General features: G+C 70.6%; 18 protein-coding genes. 15 read left to right on the forward strand and 3 right to left on the reverse strand.

All coding sequences use genetic code 11. From position 1 onward, the window contains the following. Positions 1–716, forward strand: a 716-nt coding sequence (locus tag B3I25_RS10530; RefSeq protein ID WP_349676542.1) for a CoA pyrophosphatase, incomplete at its 5' end; no start/stop codon positions are given. 126 nt (positions 717–842) lie between these two features. On the opposite strand, the gene B3I25_RS10535 is transcribed toward B3I25_RS10530, so the two are convergent. Further along, the gene (locus B3I25_RS10535) at positions 843–2,603 is read right to left on the reverse strand and encodes a bifunctional 3'-5' exonuclease/DNA polymerase (protein ID WP_286738899.1); all 1,761 of its coding nucleotides are present in this window, start codon (positions 2,601–2,603) and stop codon (positions 843–845) included. Positions 2,604–2,856: 253 nt separating this feature from the next. On the opposite strand from B3I25_RS10535, the gene B3I25_RS10540 reads away from it, so the two are divergent. Genes B3I25_RS10540 through B3I25_RS10550 form a run of 3 tightly spaced genes read left to right on the forward strand, consistent with a single transcriptional unit; the run spans position 2,857 to position 5,196 of the window. Then, entirely contained in the window at positions 2,857–3,726 is an 870-nt protein-coding gene (locus B3I25_RS10540) for an alpha-ketoacid dehydrogenase subunit beta (protein WP_286738901.1), read from the forward strand. Further along, positions 3,641–4,501 (forward strand): biotin/lipoyl-containing protein, encoded by an 861-nt coding sequence (locus tag B3I25_RS10545; protein WP_286738902.1) that lies wholly within the window; start codon positions 3,641–3,643, stop codon positions 4,499–4,501. Before B3I25_RS10540 ends, B3I25_RS10545 begins: the two co-directional genes overlap by 86 nt. Then, on the forward strand, positions 4,498–5,196 hold the full coding sequence (locus B3I25_RS10550) for a peptidyl-tRNA hydrolase (RefSeq protein ID WP_286738904.1): 699 nt from the start codon (positions 4,498–4,500) through the stop codon (positions 5,194–5,196). The genes B3I25_RS10545 and B3I25_RS10550 overlap by 4 nt, the downstream gene beginning before the upstream one ends. A gap of 61 nt (positions 5,197–5,257) precedes the next feature. Here the strand turns inward: B3I25_RS10550 and B3I25_RS10555 are convergent, their stop codons facing one another. Then, a complete protein-coding gene (locus B3I25_RS10555) occupies positions 5,258–5,812 on the reverse strand; it encodes a hypothetical protein (protein WP_286738907.1) in 555 nt (184 codons plus the stop codon). A gap of 414 nt (positions 5,813–6,226) precedes the next feature. Between B3I25_RS10555 and ssd the strand changes: the two genes are divergently transcribed. The 7 genes from ssd to B3I25_RS10590 all read left to right on the forward strand — a co-directional run bounded on the left by ssd (position 6,227) and on the right by B3I25_RS10590 (position 11,810). After that, positions 6,227–7,336 carry a septum site-determining protein Ssd gene (gene ssd / locus B3I25_RS10560; protein ID WP_286738909.1) on the forward strand — a complete coding sequence of 370 codons (1,110 nt, stop codon included), beginning with the start codon at positions 6,227–6,229 and terminating at the stop codon, positions 7,334–7,336. Next, on the forward strand, positions 7,333–8,619 hold the full coding sequence (locus B3I25_RS10565; protein ID WP_082943344.1) for a TadA family conjugal transfer-associated ATPase: 1,287 nt from the start codon (positions 7,333–7,335) through the stop codon (positions 8,617–8,619). Before ssd ends, B3I25_RS10565 begins: the two co-directional genes overlap by 4 nt. Further along, on the forward strand, positions 8,616–9,401 hold the full coding sequence (locus B3I25_RS10570; protein ID WP_286738912.1) for a type II secretion system F family protein: 786 nt from the start codon (positions 8,616–8,618) through the stop codon (positions 9,399–9,401). The genes B3I25_RS10565 and B3I25_RS10570 overlap by 4 nt, the downstream gene beginning before the upstream one ends. A 278-nt stretch (positions 9,402–9,679) precedes the next feature. Continuing rightward, complete coding sequence (locus tag B3I25_RS10575; RefSeq protein WP_239319099.1) at positions 9,680–10,198, forward strand: type II secretion system F family protein; 519 nt, start codon at positions 9,680–9,682, stop codon at positions 10,196–10,198. A 184-nt stretch (positions 10,199–10,382) separates the two neighbouring features. Beyond that, positions 10,383–10,655, forward strand: coding sequence for a DUF4244 domain-containing protein (locus tag B3I25_RS10580; RefSeq protein ID WP_085106218.1), 273 nt, complete (start codon positions 10,383–10,385; stop codon positions 10,653–10,655). A 374-nt stretch (positions 10,656–11,029) separates the two neighbouring features. Then, positions 11,030–11,389, forward strand: a complete 360-nt coding sequence (locus B3I25_RS10585; protein ID WP_286738915.1) for a TadE family type IV pilus minor pilin — start codon at positions 11,030–11,032, stop codon at positions 11,387–11,389. A gap of 1 nt (position 11,390) precedes the next feature. After that, complete coding sequence (locus B3I25_RS10590) at positions 11,391–11,810, forward strand: Rv3654c family TadE-like protein (RefSeq protein WP_085106219.1); 420 nt, start codon at positions 11,391–11,393, stop codon at positions 11,808–11,810. Positions 11,811–11,927: 117 nt separating this feature from the next. On the opposite strand, the gene B3I25_RS10595 is transcribed toward B3I25_RS10590, so the two are convergent. Beyond that, entirely contained in the window at positions 11,928–14,258 is a 2,331-nt protein-coding gene (locus B3I25_RS10595) for a DEAD/DEAH box helicase (RefSeq protein WP_414672708.1), read from the reverse strand. A 172-nt stretch (positions 14,259–14,430) separates the two neighbouring features. Here B3I25_RS10595 and B3I25_RS10600 point away from each other — a divergent pair, with 172 nt between their 5' ends. From B3I25_RS10600 to topA, 4 genes are all read left to right on the forward strand, one after another. Beyond that, complete coding sequence (locus B3I25_RS10600; RefSeq protein ID WP_082943346.1) at positions 14,431–14,889, forward strand: pyridoxamine 5'-phosphate oxidase family protein; 459 nt, start codon at positions 14,431–14,433, stop codon at positions 14,887–14,889. A gap of 3 nt (positions 14,890–14,892) precedes the next feature. Further along, positions 14,893–16,788 (forward strand): DUF7059 domain-containing protein, encoded by a 1,896-nt coding sequence (locus B3I25_RS10605; protein WP_286738919.1) that lies wholly within the window; start codon positions 14,893–14,895, stop codon positions 16,786–16,788. Positions 16,789–16,798: 10 nt separating this feature from the next. Next, entirely contained in the window at positions 16,799–17,224 is a 426-nt protein-coding gene (locus B3I25_RS10610; RefSeq protein ID WP_085106222.1) for a pyridoxamine 5'-phosphate oxidase family protein, read from the forward strand. Positions 17,225–17,382: 158 nt separating this feature from the next. Then, on the forward strand, positions 17,383–20,271 hold the full coding sequence (gene topA, locus B3I25_RS10615; RefSeq protein WP_286738920.1) for a type I DNA topoisomerase: 2,889 nt from the start codon (positions 17,383–17,385) through the stop codon (positions 20,269–20,271). The last annotated feature ends 105 nt before the right edge of the window (positions 20,272–20,376 follow it).

The following is a 20,376-nucleotide window of genomic DNA, read 5'->3' on the forward strand; positions in this document are numbered from 1 at the left end:
ATTCCGTGATCATGCACGACCGCGAACCGTGGCGGATCGGCGAGCTGGACGAGAACCATCGGCACTCCGCGGTGCTCATCCTCTTCGGCGCGCTGGACGCCGTGCCCTCGCACTACGCCGAGCACACGGACGGGCCGGGACGTGACCTGGACGTGCTGCTCGTCCAGCGCGCCGCGACCCTGCGTGCCCACCCCGGCCAGGTCGCCTTCCCGGGCGGGCGCCTCGATCCGCCCGACGGCGAACCCGGCACCTTCCTGGACGTGCCCGGCGGGCGCGTGAGCGCACCCCATATCCGGGCGGCACTGCGGGAGGCCCACGAGGAGACCGGGGTGGACCCGGACGGCGTGGAGGTCCTCGGTGCACTGCACCCCGTGCCGCTGCCCGTGAGCAACCACCTGGTTACGCCCGTGATCGGCTGGTGGCGCAGCCCGTCCCCCGTGGACGTGGTGGACCACGCCGAGTCCTCCCTGGTGTTCCGGGTGCCGGTGCTGGACCTGATCAACCCCGCCCACCGGTACTACGCGACCGTGACCCGCGGGCAGCACACCTACGAGTCCCCGGCATTCGACGTGAGCGTGGCGGACGTGGCCGAGCCCATCACCGTGTGGGGGTTCACCGGCGTCATCATCGACCGCGTGCTCGACTGGCTCGGCTGGTCCGTGGAGTGGGACCGCTCGATCAAGCGCCCCGCGCCGAGGTTCGGGCCGAAGGCGTAACCCTTTCAGCGCCGTTCACCCTCGGTCCCCGTCGAGGCGCATGGTGCGGACGGTCCGCGAGGTCACCAGCAGGACGCTACTCAGGAGCGGGACGTCTCAGCGTAATGCCGGTGCGCGCAGCCGCGGTCACTTCGCATCCGCGTACGACGTCACCACCGTCGTGGCCACCGGGACCGCCACGGGTACCCTGCCGAACACCGTGATCACCGCTTGTTCGGCCGCCTGTGTCACGAGGTCCCGCACCCGGGGCGCATGCTGCTCGGCACAGTGGACCATGACCTCGTCGTGCAGGAAGAACACGAGCTGTGCGTCCAGGCCGGCGTCGTGCAGACCCTGTCGGATGTGTCCCAACCACGCGAGCGCCCACTCGGCGGCCGAGCCCTGGACCACGAAGTTCCGGGAGAACCGGCCGTGACCGCGCGCGGCCTGGGTGGCCCGGCGCTCGCCGGCCTGGGTGGCCGTGGCGCGCTGCACCTCAAACCATTCCGCCCCGGGAACGGGTGACCAGCGGCCCAGGTAGGTGCAGACCTGGTGCCCCAGCTCGCCCACGCGCGCGGCGTGTTCCACGTAACCCACGGCGCGCGGGAACATCCGGGCCAGGTGAGGCATGAACCGCCCGCCGGCCCCGGACGTCGCACCGTACATCGCGCCCAGCAGCGCGAGCTTCGCGTGCGCCCGCTCCTTGAGTTCCGAACCGCGTGCCTCGCCCTGCAGTGCGATGGACTCGTAGAGGTCACGGTCGCGCGACGCCTCGGCCAGAGCGTCGTCGCGCGCGAGGATGGCCAGCACGCGCGGCTCGAGCTGGGCGGCGTCGGCCACGACGAGCGCGCGGCCGGGATCCGCGCGCACGGCGCCGCGGATGTACTTGGGGATCTGCAGCGCACCGCCGCCGCGCGCGGCCCATCGTCCGGTCACGACGCCGCCCACGACGTACTCGGGGTGGAAGCGCTCCTCCCGCACCCAGGTGTCCAACCAGTGCCACCCGGTCGCGGAGAAGATCCGGGAGAGTTTCTTGTACTCGAGCACCGGTTCCACGATGGCCACGCGCTGCTCCTGCGGCCGGCCGTTGACGAGGGCCCAGTCCTGCAGTTTCCACGCGCGCGTGGTGTCCACGTCCACCCCGGCGTTGCGCAGGGCCTTGAGCAGCTCTACGGGGGAGTCCGGGTTGAGGGTGGGGGCGTCGAGCACGTCACGTACCTGCCGGGCGAGTTCTTGCATGCGCGCGGGCCGCTCCTCACCGACCGGGCGGGGGCCGAGCAGCTCCTCGAGGATCTCCTCGTGGGCCCGGTGGCTCCAGGGGACGCCGTGGTGGCGCATGTCCGCGGCCACCAACGCGCCCTGGGACTCGAGGGCCAGCAGGCGTTCGATCCGCCGGGGATAGCGCGCGGTCTCGCACGCCCGGTTCTGCGCGGCGAGCTCCGCGATCAACTCGTCCGTCCCGGGTCCGCGCTGCTCGACGACGGCGAACAGCGACCCCTGGCTGCTCGGTTCGGCCGGGGCGCGTGGACCGGGCACGCGGCGCGGGTCCGCGGGTTCGATCACGGGACGGTAGTCGAGTGGGCGGGGTTCGTCCGAGGTGGGATCGGGCGCGCCGGATCCGGGGGCGGTCGCGGCCGTGGCAAGGATCGTGGCGCACAGTCCCAGGTCCCGGCAGCGGGTCACCCACACGCCCGCGGCGAGCAGCAGTGCGGCGGGGACGGAGGTCTCGAGCCACGTCCACACGGGAGGCACCACGCCCGCGGCACGTGCCGCGTTCTCGCGCCGGGCGACCTCGAAGGCGAGGCCCTCGTCCGTGACGGTGTGCGGCTCCCCGGCGGGCTTGCCGTTCGCGGAGACCACCCGCAACACCCAGGACCCGGGCTCTGCGGCGGCCACCACGATGTGCATGCTCCCAGTATGGGGCGTGGATCGGGTACGCCCGGGCCCCCTGGCGGAACCGCGCGGGATAGACGTAGCGACCTGCATCACAGAGACCTAGTGACAATTGAATACGCGTTACTTCGAAGAGCGACATGAACGTTCACAACGAGGTGATGGATCCGGAACGAACGGGACCGGGTGAACCTCATCCCGTGCAGATGATCAGTCCCAGCGGCGAGCTGGGACCGCGGCCCAGGCACCCGGGGCCGAGAACACCACCATGACCCTGGCCGCTGCCATCAACCGAGGACTGCGCAAGGTCCTCGAGGACGATCCCGGGGTCGTGCTGTTCGGGGAGGACATCGGCGCGCTGGGCGGGGTCCTCCTCATCACGGACGGGCTGCAGAAGGACTTCGGTGACCAGCGGGTCATCGATGCTCCCCTCGCGGAAGCGGGCATCGTGGGAACGGGCGTCGGAATGGCCATGAGCGGGCTGCGGATCATGGCGCCCGGCACCCCGCACGACGCGTACTGGGGCATCCAGGAGGCGATCGCCTCCGAGGTCCCCGTGATCTTCTTCGAACCCAAACGCCGGTACTGGATGAAGGGTGAGGTGGGGACCGACCCCGCCGCCTGTGGGAGCTTCGGTCTCGCAGGCGGGGCAGTGGTTCGTCGCCTCGGCGAGGACGTGACCCTGGTGACGTACGGACCCCTGGTCACCACGGCCCTGGACGTGGCCGCGGCGGCGCAGGACGACGGCGTGTCCGTGGAGGTCGTGGACCTGCGGGTGATCAGCCCCGTGGACATCGACACCGTGGTGACCTCCGTGCGCAAGACGGGTCGTCTCGTGATCGTCCATGAAGCGCCCACGAGTTTCGGTGAGGGCGCTGAGATCGCCGCGCGGGTCGGGGAGAAATGCTTCTACGACCTCGAGGCACCCGTGATCCGCGTGGGCGGGTTCCACACCCCGTACCCGGCGTCGCGTTCCGAGCACCACGACTTGCCCGACGTGGACAGAATCCTCGACGGGATCGACCGGGCTCTCGAGTATGGAGGAGAAGATCATGAATATAGCCCAGTTCAAGCTCCCGGACCTCGGCGAGGGCCTCACGGAAGCGGACATCCTGACCTGGAAAGTCGCTGCCGGTGACGCCGTGAAGGTCAACCAGGTGATCGTGGAGATCGAGACCGCCAAGCCGGTCGTGGAACTGCCGTGTCCCACCGCGGGATCGGTGGCGGCGCTGCTCGCCCCCGAGGGAGCCACGGTGGAGGTAGGGACGCCCATCATCGACATCGTGGCCGAGGACGCCGCGGCGGACGGGTCCACCGGTGCACCCGCTGCCCCGGCCGGTTCTGCACGGGAGTCCGGCCCCCAGACCGGCGCGCAACCCGCGGCCGATGCCGAGGGTTCCGGTGCCACCCTGGTCGGGTGCGGGGCGCGGGAGGACACGAAGCGCCGCGGGCGACTCGGGCGACGTCGTGCCCTTGCGGAGCAGCGGGCGGCGGAGCCGGCGGGGCCCGCACCGTCCGGTCCTATCGGTCTCCACGAGGACGTGGGGGCCCCGCAGCGTCTTGAACCCTCGGTGCCGGCCCCCGGGGACACCCGTGCCCGCGCCACACCGCCCGTGCGCAAGCGGGCCAAGGACGCCGGGGTGGATCTCGCCGCGCTGACCGGAACGGGTGCGGCCGGCGAGGTCACCCGCAGGGACCTCGCGCAGCACCTGGTAGGCACCGGTGGTCTCCCGGAGGTCGCGCCGACGACGTCGCCCGGCGCCCCGGAGGGCGACGAGACGTGGACCATCCCGTTGAAGGGCGTCCGCAAGGCCACGGACCGCGGTCTCATGGTCCCCGTAGTCCCGGACGCGCACGCGCTGTCCGTGGGCGAGCTCGCGCTGCGGATCCGCGTGGGAGACTCGGGACCATGAGTGCTGAGCCGACTGAGACCCACGACGTCCCCTGGGCCATGCAACTGGTGGTGTACCGGGATCGTGGGCGCCCCGCACGGGAGGTGGACGTCGCGGAAGCGGCGGCGCGCGCCGTCGTGATGCTGCTGGGCGACGAACGCAGCGCCCCGGGTGGGCCATGGCACGAGGCCGTGCGAACGTGGCGGGACGTGCAGATCCGCAAACTTGTGCGGCGCGCGGACGGCAAGCGCTGGGAGGACGCGCAGGCGTTACCCGGGGTCACGGTGGCGCAGAAGGCACCGACTACGGCAGCGGACGAGCACGGCACCGCGGCCGTGAGGGCGTTCGTGCCCGCACCCGTGCAGCCCCTGCCCAAGCAACTGCACAAGCTGCAGGTGTCCGGCACGCAATTCCCGGCCGTCGGGGCCTCGGCCACGCGGAATGCCGTGGTCACCGTGGAGGTGGCCCCGGGACTCGGGATCTCGAGCGGCAAGCTCGCGGCGCAGTGTGGGCACGCCGCGCAGCTCGCGTGGGAGGCCATGCCCGAAGCAGTGCGGGAACGCTGGCGCGTGGACGACTACCGGGTGCGCGTGGAGTTCCCCTCGCGGGAGGAGTGGGGCGGGGTCCAGAGGCCGGTCACGGTCACGGACGCGGGGTTGACCGAGCTGGCCGGCCCCACCGACACCACCCGGGCGTGGTGGGTGGAACCCGCCTGAGCGGCGGCTCAGCTGAGAGCCGGGCCTCATGGGGCATGCACCGCGCCCGGTCGGGCGGTGCTCAGGCCACGCTTGTGTGCGTGCGCTCGGCCTCCCGTGCCACGCCGCGGAACAGCACGGACAGGTTTGTCTCGCTCCCGGCCAGACCCCACAGTTCCAGTGGCATCCGAGGACGCGAGGTCGCCACGATCTGCGACGCGGTCTCCGAGACGGGTCGCAAAGCGGACCGGACGCGCGCGCCCCACGACGAGAACGTGATTCCCACCGAGATCCGCCCGCCCTGCGCATCGAGTTCTCGCAAGCCCAGTTTCGCGTGCTGGGCGCAGGCACGCTCGACCAGTCTCGGAAGTTCGGAGACGGGCACCGGTACCGTGAGTTGCCCTTGGCTGCGGGCACCGCATGAGGTGATGATGTAGTCCTCGCCCCGCTCGGTCTGCGGGCGCAGAGCGAAGAACCCGGGGATGATGACGGCCAGGAGAAGCAGAGCCACCACTATGATGCTGACCCGGCCCCAGTGGAACACCCAGAGCAGCAGGGCGAGCACCAGCAGGTAATAGAGCACATTCAGCATCAGCGCCGCGGCGGCCGATGTTCGTGTCACAGGGTTGAGGTCCATCAGCTCATGGTGGTGCTTCCCCGGACAACTGTGCACCACCGGTTACCGTTCCGTAATACTCGGCGAGCACGCACGACGGGAGGGAACCCTCCGTCCCCGCGGCGGGCGATCTGCACAGCACCCGGCATGCCGCGGCGGGTGCCCGCAACGCTGCACAGTGCGGGCCAGCGGGCGCGGAACGTGGGTGTCACCGGCCAGGTTGGTGCCATGAACACCGCATCCATCACGGCTCCCGTCGACCCTCCGGGCGCCTCGCGTCGAGCCCGCCGCGCGGCCAGTCGGTCTTACGCAGCCTTTGACAGTGGCGATGGCGATCAGGGGTGTGGTCCGCTCCCTGCCGGGCCGGTCCCCGCGGATCGCGAGTCCCCGATCGCGGCGCGCTCGCGGGCCAGCGCAGCGGGGGGACGTGCACCGATGGGAGGCGCGGCGACGGGCAGCGCGGCATCGGGCGGTGTCGCCGCGGGCAGTGCCTCGGCGGGCAGTTCGCTGGCCTGCACCGAGTTGCACGGGACCCGCGGCGTGCAGTTGCTCAGCACCACCCCTGACCTCGTGGAGGCCGTTGAGGCCGTGTGTATCGGCGCCGGGGTTGCGCTCAGGGTGACGGACGACGGTGCGGGGGCGCGAGCGGCGTCGTCGGACGTCGTGCTCGTGGATGCCGCCTGGGCCGGGGACGTCGTACCCCGCGGGGCGGTGGTCGTGGCGCTCACCGAACACGCCGACGCGTGGGACACCGCGGTGAGGTTCGGGGCGTCCGCCGTGGTGGTGTTACCGCACGCGGCCGCGTGGCTCGCGGACATGATCTCCCGCTCGTCCGATTCCGAACTGCCACGCACGACCGGGCGGGTGTACGGCGTCGTCGGCGCTACCGGGGGAGTGGGCGCGTCCACGGTGGCGTGCTGGCTCGCGGGGCACTTCGCGGCCCGGGGGGTGGACACCGCGCTCGTGGACGGTGACCCCCTGGGCGCGGGCCTCGATCTCGCGCTGGGGGAGGAAACCGCCGACGGGCTGCGGTGGCCCGAGCTCAATCAGTTCTCGGGCACCGTGGCGGCCGATCAACTGTGGGCGGCCATGCCGCGCCTGGATGCCCTGCGGTACCTCTCATGGGATCGCCACGCGAGCCTAGCGCACACCGTTCCGATGGCCACAGTGATCGCCGCGCTGCGTGGCGCCGCTGCGGTCCAGGTGGTGGATCTGTGCCGCTCGGACCTCGAACGGCAAGCGCGCTGGTGCGATGCCGTGCTGGTCCTGGCTTCCCGCACCGTGCGCGGGATCCTGGCCGCGGAACACACGGTGCGGCGTTGCGCACCCGTTCCCGTGGTGAGTGCGGTGTGCGGGGTCAACGTCGCGGACGTGGATCCCCCGGTCGTGGCCGAGGCCACCGGCGTGCCGTGCGTCGCGGCCGTTGCGTTCGACGCTCGCGTGCCCCAGCACCTCGACGATGGCACCGTCCTACGTCGCGGCCGGCACACCCGCCACGCGAAGACCGTGGCGCAGATCGCCCGGGCATTGGAGGAGCTGTCATGACGGTCTCATGCACGGTATCCCACGATCACGACGCCGCCCGGCCCGGTCCGCGCGACGCGTCGGGGTCGGAAGTAGTCGACCACACTGCAACCCGGTCCGGCCCGTGCGTCACGCCAGGACCGGAAGCTGCCGCGCACGACGCCGCGTTCGTGGACCAGGTGCGCGAACGCCTCCTGGTCGAGGGCGGTCCGGTCACCGACACCAGGATCGCCAAGGCCGTGCGGGAGACGGGCCGGGTGCTCGGGGCCGTCGGCTCCGTCCGGGCCGCCCAGCACGTCAAGGCGCAATTGACCGGGCTCGGGCCGTTGGAGCCACTACTGCCGGCGACCGGACTGAGCGACGTCTACGTCAACGGCCACGAGAACGTCTTCGTGGAGACCCACGACGGGATCCAGCGTGTCACGAGCCCGTTCACGTCGGAGGCGCACGTGCGTGCGCTCGCGGTGCGGCTCGTGACCGCGGCCGGGCGAAGGCTGGACGACGGCCACCCGTGCGTGGACGTGCAGACCGCCACCGGGCTACGGGTGCATGCCGTGATCCCGCCGGTGTCCACGTCGGGGACACTGCTGTCCATCCGTTTCCGGGCTCCGCAGCGGCTGTCGCTCGCGGATCTGGTGCACTCCGGGACCGTGCACCCGTTCCTCGCGGACGTCCTCACGGATGCCGTGGCCGCACGGGCGAATCTCATGATCAGCGGCGCCACCGGTTCCGGAAAGACCACCGTGCTGTCCGCGCTACTGTCCCAGTGCGCGCCGGGACAGCGCCTCGTGCTCGTGGAGGACGCCGCGGAGCTGAACCCCGATCATCCCCACGTGGTCGGCATGCAGTCCCGGCAGGAGAACGTGGAGGGGGCCGGTTCCGTGGACCTCACGGACCTGGTCCGGCAAGCGTTGCGGATGCGCCCGGATTGGCTCGTGGTGGGGGAATGCCGTGGCGCGGAGGTCCGCGAGTTGCTGACCGCCCTGAACACGGGGCACTCCGGTGCGGGAACCGTGCACGCGAACTCCGCGCGGGCGGTTCCGGCCCGGCTCGCCGCCCTGGGGTCCCTCGCGGGACTCAGCCGTAGCGCCGTGGATCTGCAGGCTGCCAACGCGCTGGACCTCGTGGCCCACGTGAGCCGCACCCCCGCCGGACGCAGGCTGGATTCCCTGTGCACTCTCCACCTCGAGGACGGTGTGCTGAGCACCCGGCCCGCTCTGACCGTGGAGTCCGGGCATCCGGTCGAGGGGCCCGGGTGGTCACAGCTGGCACGGCTGCTGGCCCGAGGGCGTGACGCATCATGATGCTCGCGTTTCTCCTCTTCGTCCTCACCGCGGCCGCGTTGCTCGTCTGGAGCAGTGGCGGCGCGCGCGGGGGCAGCCTCGCAGTACCCGCACACCGCTCGGGTGATGACGACGCCGACGGCGGTGCCGAGCGTTCGGTGGGCACGGGCGTGTTCGCACGGTGGCGTCGTCGTGATCGTGCCGCGGAAGCGACGCAATGGGTGACCGTGGTGCGCCGACTGGCCGCGCTGCTGCAAGCGGGGCGGGCACCCGCCCGGGTGTTCGGTGAACTGCCCGCGGTCTCCACGGGTTCGGGACCCACGGGGCGGTGGATCGCCCGGATGTGCGGGGACGTCCACGCCGCCGCCCAGGTCGGGATCCCGGTGTCCGCCAGTCTGACGCGCTTCGCGAGTGCTCCCGTGCCCGTGGGTGATCGCGCCCTCGCAGCCACCGCGCGGTCCGTGTGCGCCCAGCTCGCCGCGTGCTGGGAGATCTCGGAGCGTTCCGGGGCGCCCCTGGGACGCACGCTCTCGGGCGTGGCGGAGTCCCTAGAATCGCAGCTGGACGCGCAGGCCGCCCGGGACAGTGCCCTGGCAGGACCGCGGGTCACGGTGCGGACGCTGTCGTGGCTGCCCGTGCTCGCGCTGGGGCTCGGTGTGCTCATGGGCACGGATCCGATCACCACGCTGCTGACCACGTGGTGGGGTCGGCTCGCGCTCGCGGCGGGTGCCGCCCTCAGCATCGCCGGGCGATTGTGGACCCGGGCCCTGATGCATCGCGCCGAAGTGGAGAGCGCGTCATGATCGGGGCGCTGATGGCGGGTGTTCTCGCGGGATGCGGTGTACTTGTGTGGCTTTCTCCCGGCTCGCGGCTGCGGATCCCCCGCGGACGACGACGTTCCCCACGTGAGCTCGGGTCGTCCCGTTCGGGGTTGAACGGTGGGTTTCTTCGTCCTGGCTCAAGGGCCACGTCGACCGTTCACGGCGGATTGGCCCGGGGCGGGGACATCGGATCGACCGGGGCGAACGGGTGGTCGTCTGGGTCATCCACGACCCCGGGAGCGACCGGGGATGCTCGGAGTGTGGCGACCTGGGCAATGCCGGCGGACGCATCGCTGGGTCCCTCGGTCCGTGCAGCAACTGCGACGGCGGCGTCGATCCCCCCTCTACCCGCCGCGGCACTCGTGGAACTCACGGCATGCCAGCTTGAGACCGGACTGCCCCTCGCGGAGGCCGTGTCCGTCCTCGCGAACAGCTGCGCTGGAGCCGTCCACCAGCAGCTGGGTCGGGTCGCGGCCGCCCTGCGACTCGGGCTCCCGTGGGACGCAGCGTGGCCCGCGGATCAAGAACTGTCCCGGGACATGCGCGACTTCCGCGACGCTCTCGAGTTCACGGCCACCTCCGCCACGGCCTCGGCGTCCGTCCTGCGGGGTCAGGCGGACCTCGTGCGGCGAGCGCAATACCGTCGCGCCGAACGGGCGGCCGAGGCGCTCGCCGTGAAGCTCGTGCTGCCGCTCGGCCTGTGCTTCCTGCCCGCGTTCATGTGCTGGGGTGTGGTCCCCGTGCTCATGAGTTTGCTGCCCAGGGTCTTCGGATCATGACCGGCCACGCGCGCCTGCACGGCGCTCACGCTGCGGGGAGGGGGAGGGGGCCGCCCGCAGGATGCTGCGCCCCGATCTAGACACGTATTTGCGACCTTCCACTTGTCACGAAGGCGGGTGCGCGACACCGCTGCCATCTCACCCCTCAACACATCACGAACACCCAACGAACAGGAATACCACCATGTCCACGATCACGCTTCCCGCCTGCACCACCGCGTTCGACGATCCCACGGAGATCCCCGTGGAGGATGCGACCCAGTCGATGCCGACCGCCGAGGTGCGGCCCCGCACCGCCGTCGATCCGGACGACCCGGACCTCGGGGCGTCCACGGCGGAGTACGCGGTCATCGTGCTCGCGGCCGCCGCGTTCGGCGGCGTCATGGCCGCGGTGCTGTCCTCGGACTCCGTGTCGGGCATGTTGCTCGGCATCATCCAGAAGGCCCTGGCCGTCTGAACCGCGCACCCACCGGGCCCGGGCCGTGGGAGGGCCGCGTAGGACCGGCCACCCTGCGGCCCGGGCCCGGTGCCAGAACCGCATACACCCGAACCACTCCGAGCCCCCGGGCCCGCCGCGCTTCTGTTCCGGCGGACCCGTTCGTCGGAGTGGGGCCACCACCACGCCGCCCGGAACTGCCACGGTCCCCAGTTACACCGTGGTTCGAACACCGTGGAGTGCCGGTGAGCGAGCGCGTGGCCGTCCGTAGAAGGAGGACTCCCATGAGAAGGTCAAGAACCGTGCCGGCGCACGATCGCGCCGAAGCCCCACCGGGACAGCCGGAGCACCCACCACGACATCCGGATGCCGGAGCGGTCACGGTGGAAACGGCCGTGATTATGCCCAGTCTCGTCCTGCTCCTGGCCGTTCTGCTCGCGGCCGCAGCTGCCGGGATGACGACCGTGCGCTACGAGGAAGCCGCCCGGGCCTCCGCGCGCGCCGCCGCCCGGGGAGAAACCGCCGAGGTCGTGGAACGCACGGCGCGTGAGATCGCCGGGGACACCGCCGTCGTCCGGGTGAGCGTCGCGGACGACCGGGTCACGGTCGCGGTGAACGGCCCCGCCCCGGGGATCCTGGGGACGTGGAGTGATTGGCGCTTGCAGGCCACGGGCAGCGCGGCCGTGGACACCGCTCTCGGAACCACCGGGGGTCCGAGCGCCGGGCCGGGGACGCTTGATCATGCGAGGCCGTGACATGACGTCGGACGAGGTGCACGAGCATCATCGGACTCGAGCAGTGGGCGCGGGGGATCATCGCGACGAGGGGTCCGGCACGGTGCACGGTCTGACACTGGCCGTGACGCTGTGCTTTGTCCTCGTGGTGGTCCTGCTCGTCGGGCAGGCCGCGATCCTCACGCACCGTGCGGCCAAGGCGGCGGATTTGGCAGCACTCGCCGCGGCCGACGTCGCTCGCGGCCTGAGCCCCGGCGTCCCGTGCGATGTGGCTGCGCGGGTGGCCGCCGACAACGGGGCGCAGTTGTCCGAGTGCGCGGTGGTGGCCCCTGAGAACACGATCGTGGACGTCACCGCGGTGATCGAGTTGCCGCAACCCCTCGCGTCACTGGGCCCGGCCACCGGGGTGTCCCGGGCCGGACCGCCGCCGGGGGAGCCATGAGCTCCGGGAACTTCACCCCCGGAGCAGCCATCAGCCCCGCAGCAGGCGCCCGCCCCGGAGTGGTCCCCCACCTCGGAGTAGTCAGCCATTGCGGGACGGCCACCCGCCGCGAGCGCATCACGGCGCGAAGGACAGCACCCCGTTGAGCAGCTTGAGCGCCCCCGCCTTGTCGAGCGGATTGTTGCGGTTGCCGCACTTGGGGGACTGCACGCACGAGGGGCAACCGGACTCGCATTCGCACTGCGCGATCGCGTCCCGGGTGGCGGTGATCCAGTGCCGGAACATGTCGTACCCGCGCTCGGAGAAGCCCGCACCGCCGGGGTGGCCGTCGTGCACGAAGATCGTGGGCAGTTCGGTGTCCACGTGCAGGGCGGTCGAGAGCCCGCCCACGTCCCACCGGTCACAGGAGGCCAACAGTGGCAGGAGCCCGATCATCGCGTGTTCCGCGGCGTGCAAGGAGCCGGGGATGTCCGGTTCCTCGATCCCCATCGCGGCCAGCTGACCCCCGGAGACCGTGAACCATGTGGCCGTGGTGGACAACTGGCGGGGCGGCAGATCCAGGGGTTCCTCACCCGCCACCTCGTTGGACGCCACCAGTTTGCGTTGATAGCTGACCACCTGGGTGGTCACGTCCACGGCCCCGCGGTGGATGCTCACAGGACCCCACTGCATCGAATCGCGCACGTCCCGCACGCGGACCTCGGTGATGTCCCGCGCGACCGTGTAGAAGTCCGGGAACGCGCGGCGCACCGCCGCCACGTGCAGTTCCTCGTCCAGTTCCTCCACCAGATAGGTTCGGCCCTGATGCACGTAGACCGCGCCCGGGTGGGCTTGGTAATGCGATTGCGGAGCGCCCATGGTGCCGAGCACCGAGCCGGTCTCCGAGTCGATGATCTGCACGGGACCGCCGTCCCCGGAACGGATCGACACCATGGTGGCGGGCTGTTCGGACCGGGTCCAGAACCACCCGCTCGGGCGTCGGCGCAGGTGCCCCGCGTCCGTGAGGGAGTCGACGACGTCGCGCGCGGTGGGCCCGAACAGCTCGAGTTCGTCGGGGCGCAGGGGCAGTTCTGCGGCGGCCGCGCACAGGTGCGGTGCGAGCACGTATGGGTTGGAGGCCTCGAACACCGTGGCCTCCACGGGGACGTCGAAGATTGCCTCGGGGTGGTTGACCAAGTAGCCGTCGAGGGGATCGTCACCGGCGATCAGTGCCGCCAAGGCGTGCTGGCCCGCCCGCCCGGCGCGGCCGATCTGCTGCAGGAAGGACGCGCGGGTGCCGGGCCACCCGGCGACCAGGACGGCGTCGAGCCCCGCGATGTCGATCCCGAGCTCGAGTGCGGACGTGCTCGCGACCCCCAGCAACCGCCCGTCCCGCAACTGCTGTTCCAGCTCGCGGCGTTCCTCCGGCAAGAATCCGGAACGGTAGGCGGCCACGCGATGACCGAGCGAGGGGTCCACCTCCTCGAGCTGCCGGTGGGCCGCCTGTGCGATGGTCTCCGCGCCGCGGCGGGAACGGATGAACGCGATCGTGCGGATCTGACGCAGCACCAGGTCGGTGAGCATGTCGGAGGCCTCGGCTGTGACCGTGCGGCGACGGGGCGCGCCGTTGTCCGAACCGCCGGGCGACTGTTCCGGCTCCCACAGCACCACGGTGCGCGAACCGTGGGGCGAGGTGTCACGGGTCACCGCCGTCACGTCCTGTTCGGACGCGCCGATGAGCTTGGCGAATGACTGCTGCGGGGACGCACTCGTGGCGGACGCCCCCACGAACACGGGGGAGACCCCATAATGCGCCGCGACCCGGACAAGTCGGCGCAACAGGACGGCCACGTGCGAACCGAACACCCCCCGATAGGAATGTGCCTCGTCCACGATCACGAACCGCAGTCGCCGGAAGAACCGCGACCAGCCGATGTGATGCGGCAGGATCCCGTGGTGGAGCATGTCCGGGTTGCACAGGATCACGTCCGCGTGCTCCCGGATCCAACGGCGCTCGCCGGGATCGGTGTCCCCGTCGTAGGTCGCCGCGCGCACGTCCGCGAAGTCGAGCGCACGCAGGGACGTGAGCTGGTCCGCGGCCAGGGCCTTGGTGGGCGAGATGTAGAGGGCCGTGGCCTCGTCCGGATGGTGTAGCAGGCCGGGGCGTTCGGCCACCGCGAGTTTGCCCCGGTGCACGGCGTCGAGCACGAGGGACTGGTAGACCAGGGACTTCCCCGAAGCGGTGCCCGTGGCCACGATCGCGTGTCGCGGAGCGGTCAGCGCAGCGACCTGGTGCGCGTACGGTTCATGGATACCCAGCCGTTCATATGCGCTGACCACGTCCGGGTGCAGCCATTCGGGCCAGGGCACGTGGGTGGGTTCGCGTTCCGGGATCTCGCGCACATGACGTACCTGCTCGGGGCGGGGTCCGCGTCCGAGCAGGTCCACCATCTCCTGCGAAGTCGTCACCGTGACATTGTGGCCCACACCGGGCGGGGACGACGCCGCCCGGCCACCAATGCGCGGGGCCCGCCACGCGTCGTCGGCTCCCTGCCTGTGCGGGGACCCGGTGCCGGAATCCGATGCGGGGAAGACACCGCCACCTGGCCCACGTCCCGTACCCGCATGGAATCATGGGGGTATGAGCAACGCTGAGCACCCGCACCCCATGAACATCGCCCACGAGCACGATGACGCGTCCCAGGTCCCGCCCATCACCGAGCTGAGCGAACAGGAGAGCTGGGAGCTGCTCAAGCAGGCACGCTTCGCGCGGCTGGCGACTCGCGACGGCGACGAGATCGACATCACCCCGCTGAACATCGTGACCGACGGCGAGAAGATCTTCTTCCGCTCCGCCAAGGGCACCAAGGTCCTGCACCTGCAACTGAACCCGAACGTGACGGTCGAGATCGACCGCGCCGCCGGTTCACAAGCGCACTCCGTGGTGGTGCGCGGCACGGCCGAGATGATCACGGACACGGACCGGATCGCGTACGTGGAAGAGCTTGGTCTGCGACCGTGGCTGGAGACGGAGAAGATCGAGTTCGTGGAGATCACGCCCACGCGCATCACGGGTCGCGCCTTCCGGTTGGGTCACTGACGGGTGGTCTCTTCCTGTCCCAACGACGCCGCTCCCGGGCCCGCGTTCAGCGTGGTCCCGGATGCCCCGCGCTCCGATGACCCGGAGCTGATCGCCCGCCTCCACGACGACCTCGTGGCCGCGGGGTTCACGGTGGACGGGGTCACGGACCTCGTGGGCGAGCAGGCCATGTCCGCGTGGTCGCGGGACCAGGCGGTCCCTGCCCGTCGCGCCCTGCAACGGCGCTCGCAGGACCTCGGTTCGGTGCCGGGCGGTGCGGAAGATACTCACTCCTCACCGCGCGGCGTCGGCAACGCTGCGGATTCCGCGGGCCATGACGTCGCCGCGTTGATCACCCTCGCCGCGTTCTTCCTGCTCGGGGACCCCGTAACGGGCACATCGCTCGACGCCGCGCTGCCCTCCGTGGGCGCTTCCGGCCTGCAACGGTTGGGTCTGGTCGAGGCCGGCGTTGAGCCGGCCGATGGTGCCGCCGATGCCGCCACCGAGTCGGCCGAAGGCGCCGTCGACGCCGCTGCGCGCGGACTCGGTGAGAACTGCCCGTCCCACGCGAACCCGGACGAGAGCGCAGCGGCGGATACCCCCGCGCCCTCCGTCACACTGCGTTCCGCGGTGGATCTGCGGCCCTACGCCACGGATTCCTCGGCCGAGCTGTACGTCGCGAGCGACCTGGGTGCGTTCCAGCGACCGGGCGTGCTGCGCCATGACCACGTGCTGGGCATCGGGGGTGCATCGCTGACCCTCGTGCAGTCCACACCGCGTCGGCCCGTGGACACCGCCCTGGATCTGGGGACCGGATGCGGGATCCAGACCTTCCACCTCTTGGCCCACGCGCGCCACGTCACGGCCACGGACATCTCCGACCGCGCCCTGGCCACCGCGCGGTTCAACCTGATCCTCAACGCCGAGGCACTGGACGTGGACCCGTGGGACTTGCCCGCCCGGGTGAGCCTGGAACGGGGGAGCCTGTTGGAGCCCGTGGCGGATCGCCGGTTCGACATGGTCGTGTCCAACCCGCCCTTCGTGATCACGCCGCGCAGCCCGGACGAACACGCCGAGGACCGCTTCACCTACCGGGACGGCGGTCTGCCGGGGGACCGGCTCGTGCGGGAATTATTGGGCGCGCTGCCCACCGTGTTGAACCCGGGGGCCACCGCGCACCTGCTCGCGAACTGGGAGATCCCGCGCGATCCGCACGAGGAGCCCTCGACCACGTGGTCCCGCGGGCCGGCGTCGTGGGTGCCGCCGGGAACCGGCGCGTGGCTCGTCCAACGTGAAGTGCAGGACCCGTGCGAGTACGCCGAGACCTGGTTGCGGGACGCGTCCCAGCAGCGCGACGTCGCCGACTACGAACGTGCCTACGCGGCCTACCTGGACGACTTCGACTCCCGGGACGTGGCCGCGGTGGGCTTCGGCATGGTGTGGTTGTACCGCCCGGGTGAGGAAACACCGGATATTGCACCGCGGATCTTCGAGACCGTCCCGCACCCGATCCAGCAACCCATCGCCCCGGCGCTCGCCGCGGAGTGGGAGCGCATGCTGCGCATGGCGCGCGACGAGGCGGACCACGGCGCTCGCGGCCCGGCAGCGGCGTCGGACACCGATCCCGCGTGGCTCGCGCGGCACTACACCGTGGCGCAGGACGTGACCGAGGAACGCCACGGCACACCCGGGGCCCCGGACCCGGCCCTGATCCTGTTGCGGCAGGGGGCGGGACTGCGTCGGAGCGTGATCCTCTCGAGCGAGGCGGCGGGCTTCGCGGGCGTGTGCGACGGCGAGCTCAGCGCGGGGCAGATCCTCACGGCCCTCGGATCGCTGCTGGGGTGGCAGGACGGCCCGGCACCCCAGCTGCTGCGTGAAATCAAAGGCCTGATCACACATGGCTTCCTGACGGAGGTGTAAGACTGAACCCATGAGCGAGAACCTGAATCCCTTCCGGGTCATGGATTCCCAGCGGGTCTGGGAGTTGTTGGGCGACATGCCGTACGGCCGCCTTGCCGTCCAGGGCGCGGGCCTCGTGGACATCTTCCCGGTCAATCACGTGGTCAATCAGCGCAAGATCTATTTCCGCACGTCACAGGGCACCAAGCTGGCCAGCCTGGTGGTGAACAACCACGTGGCGTTCGAGGTGGACAAGGTCGAGGGCACCCATGTTGAATCCGCGGTGGTCCACGGCCGGGCGCGCCGGTTAGAGACCCGGGCGGAGGTGGAGGCGGCGGAACAATTGCCGCTGACCCCGTGGGCACCGAACTACAAGTTCCACTACGTGGTCCTGGAGCCGGACGACGCCACCGGACGCGAATTCACCATGGGTGAGGAACCGGATCACGACCTGTAGTGATCCAGCGTGTCGTACGCTGACGTCCCGGGCACGGAGTGAACGCGGCGCGCGGAGGAATCGAGCGCCGTCGCCCACGCCCACCGGCCGATCAGCATGAACGGCCAGCATTGAACACAGACCCGCCCCGCAACCACGGGTCATGACGAGGAGCACCTTTGGCATCCAAGGCCACCAAGAACGCCGGTACGGGCAAGAGCCTGCTGATCGTGGAGTCACCGTCCAAGGTGAAGACGATCGCGGGGTACCTGGGGGACGCCTATGAAGTGGAGTCCTCCATGGGCCACATCCGTGACCTGCCGCAGCCCTCCGAGCTGCCGACGGACATGAAGAAGGGCCCGTACGGCAAGTTCGCGGTGGACGTGGAGCATGAGTTCGACCCGTACTACGTGGTCAACCCGGACAAGAAGAAGAAGGTCACGGAGCTCAAGCGCAAGCTCAAGGACGCGGACGCCCTGTACCTGGCCACGGATGGTGATCGCGAGGGTGAGGCGATCGCGTGGCACCTGTTGCAGGTGCTCAAGCCCAAGGTCCCCGTGTACCGCTTGACGTTCCCGGAGATCACCCGGGAGGCCATCGAGCGCGGGTTCGCGCAGTTGCGGGAGATCGACCAGGACCTCGTGGACGCCCAGGAGACCCGCCGCATCCTGGACCGGCTCTACGGCTACGAGATCTCCCCGGTGCTGTGGCGCAAGGTCTCCTCGGGGCTCTCCGCCGGGCGCGTGCAGTCCGTGGCCACCCGCCTGGTGGTCCAGCGCGAACGGGAGCGGATTGCGTTCGTGCCCGCCGACTACTGGGACCTCACCGGCACCTTCTCCCGGCCCGAGGGGCAGGACGCCGGGCGGGCCTTCACCGCGCGGTTGAGCTCCCTGAACGGCCGCCGAGTGGCCACCGGCAAGGACTTCACGGACCGCGGCGAGCTCAAGGCCTCCGGGCAGAACGCCCCCGCCGCGCTGGACGAGACCGTGGCCACGGCGCTCGCGGCCGGATTGCAGGACGCCGAGTTCTCGGTCCGTTCGCTCGAGACCAAGCCCTACACGCGCCGTCCCGCCGCACCGTTCACCACCTCCACGCTGCAGCAGGAGGCCGCTCGCAAGCTGCGTTTCACCTCGCGCACCACCATGCGGGTCGCGCAGCGGTTGTACGAGAACGGCTACATCACGTACATGCGTACCGACTCGGTCGCGCTGTCCGATCAGGCGGTCAACGCCGCGCGCTCGCAGGCCAAGGAGCTCTACGGCGCAGAGTTCGTCCCCGACTCCAAGCGCGTGTACGCGTCCAAGTCCAAGAACGCGCAGGAGGCCCACGAGGCCGTGCGTCCCGCGGGGGACACCTTCCGCACCCCGTCGCAGGTGCGCTCGCAGCTGTCCGTGGACGAATTCAAGCTCTACGAGCTGATTTGGAAGCGCACCGTGGCCTCCCAGATGGAGGACGCCAAGGGCAGCACCGCGACCGTCCGCCTGGGCGCCACGGCCACCTCCGCCGCCGGTGAGCATTCCGGGGCCGACGCCGAGTTCTCGGCTTCCGGGACCGTCATCACCTTCCGGGGGTTCCTGGCCGCGTACGAGGAGGGCCGGGACGTGAACCCGGATCTCGCCCATGAGAACTCGAAGCAGTCCGAGAAGTCCGAGGACAAGCGGCTGCCCGTGATGGCCGAGGGTGACGCCCTGGACGCCTCCGAGGTCACCGCGGACGGGCACACCACCACGCCCCCCGCCCGCTACACCGAGGCCTCCCTCGTGAAGACCCTGGATGAACTGGGGATCGGGCGGCCCTCCACGTACGCCGCGACCATCTCCACGATCATGGACCGCGGTTACGTGCAGGTGCGCGGCTCGGCGTTGATCCCGTCCTGGCTCGCGTTCTCCGTGGTGCGGTTGTTGGAGGAGCATTTCTCCGACTACGTGGACTACGACTTCACGGCGGAGCTCGAGGAGGACCTGGACCGGATCGCCCGTGGCGAGGCCGAGCGGGTCAAGTGGCTCGAGGGGTTCTACTTCGGTGACACCGCCTCCGAACCAGGACTCAAGCCGCTCGTGGACGACCTCGGGGAGATCGACGCCCGCGCCGTGAACTCGATCCCCGTCACGGACGAGATCACGTTGCGCGTGGGAAAGTTCGGTCCGTACCTCGAGACCGGTGGCACGGTGGACCCGGAGACCGGGGAACTGACCGACCCGGTGCGCGCGAACGTCCCGCTGGACCTCGCCCCGGATGAGCTCACGCCCGAGAAGGCGCGGGAACTCATGGAGATCGGCAAGGCGGACGGCCGTGAGCTGGGCGTGAACCCGGACACCGGTCGGATGATCGTGGCCAAGGACGGCCGTTACGGTCCCTACGTCACGGAGGTGATCCCGGAGCCCACGCAGGAGGAATTGGACGCGATCCCCACCGAGTACTACAAGAACGGCAAGCCCAAGCCCAAGAAGGTCGAGCGGCCCAAGCCCAACACGGCATCCCTGTTCTCGTCCATGAACCTGCAGGACATCACCCTGGACGACGCCCTCAAGCTGCTGTCCCTTCCCCGGGTACTGGGTGAGGACACCGACGGTGAAACCATCACGGTGCAGAACGGGCGTTACGGCCCGTACCTGAAGAAGGGCTCCGACTCCCGGTCGATCGGTTCCGAGGACCAGATCTTCACGATCACCCTGGACGAGGCCAAGACCATTTACGCGCAGCCCAAGCAGCGCGGTCGCCAGGCCGCCAAGCCCCCGCTCGCGGATCTGGGTGCGGATCCCCTGACCGAGAAGCGCATGGTCATTAAGGAAGGCCGCTTCGGCGCGTACATCACGGACGGGGAGACCAACGTGACGGTCCCGCGTGCCGAGGCGATCGAGCAGATCACCGCGGCCCGCGCGTCCCAGTTGCTCGCCGAGAAGCGGGCGAAGGGCCCGGCGCCCGCCAAGACGACGTCGCGCTCTCGCAGCTCGGCCAAGAGCGGCACGACGAAACGTTCCACCGCCAAGGGTGCGGCTACCAAGAGTGGCGCGGCCAGGAAGACCACGCGCAAGACCGCCGGCGCGGGGCGTTCCGCGAGCAAGTAGGAGCGGTTCGCGCGGCGTCGTCCCGGCGGCGTCGTCCCCGCGGTCGTCCCGAAGCCCCGCGATCCGGTCCGGCCCAACGGCCCCACCCAACGCCTCCACCCAGCG

The sequence above is a fragment of the Kocuria sp. UBA1838 genome (genome assembly GCF_002338785.1).
In the GTDB taxonomy this organism is placed as follows: Bacteria; Actinomycetota; Actinomycetes; order Actinomycetales; family Micrococcaceae; genus Kocuria; species Kocuria marina.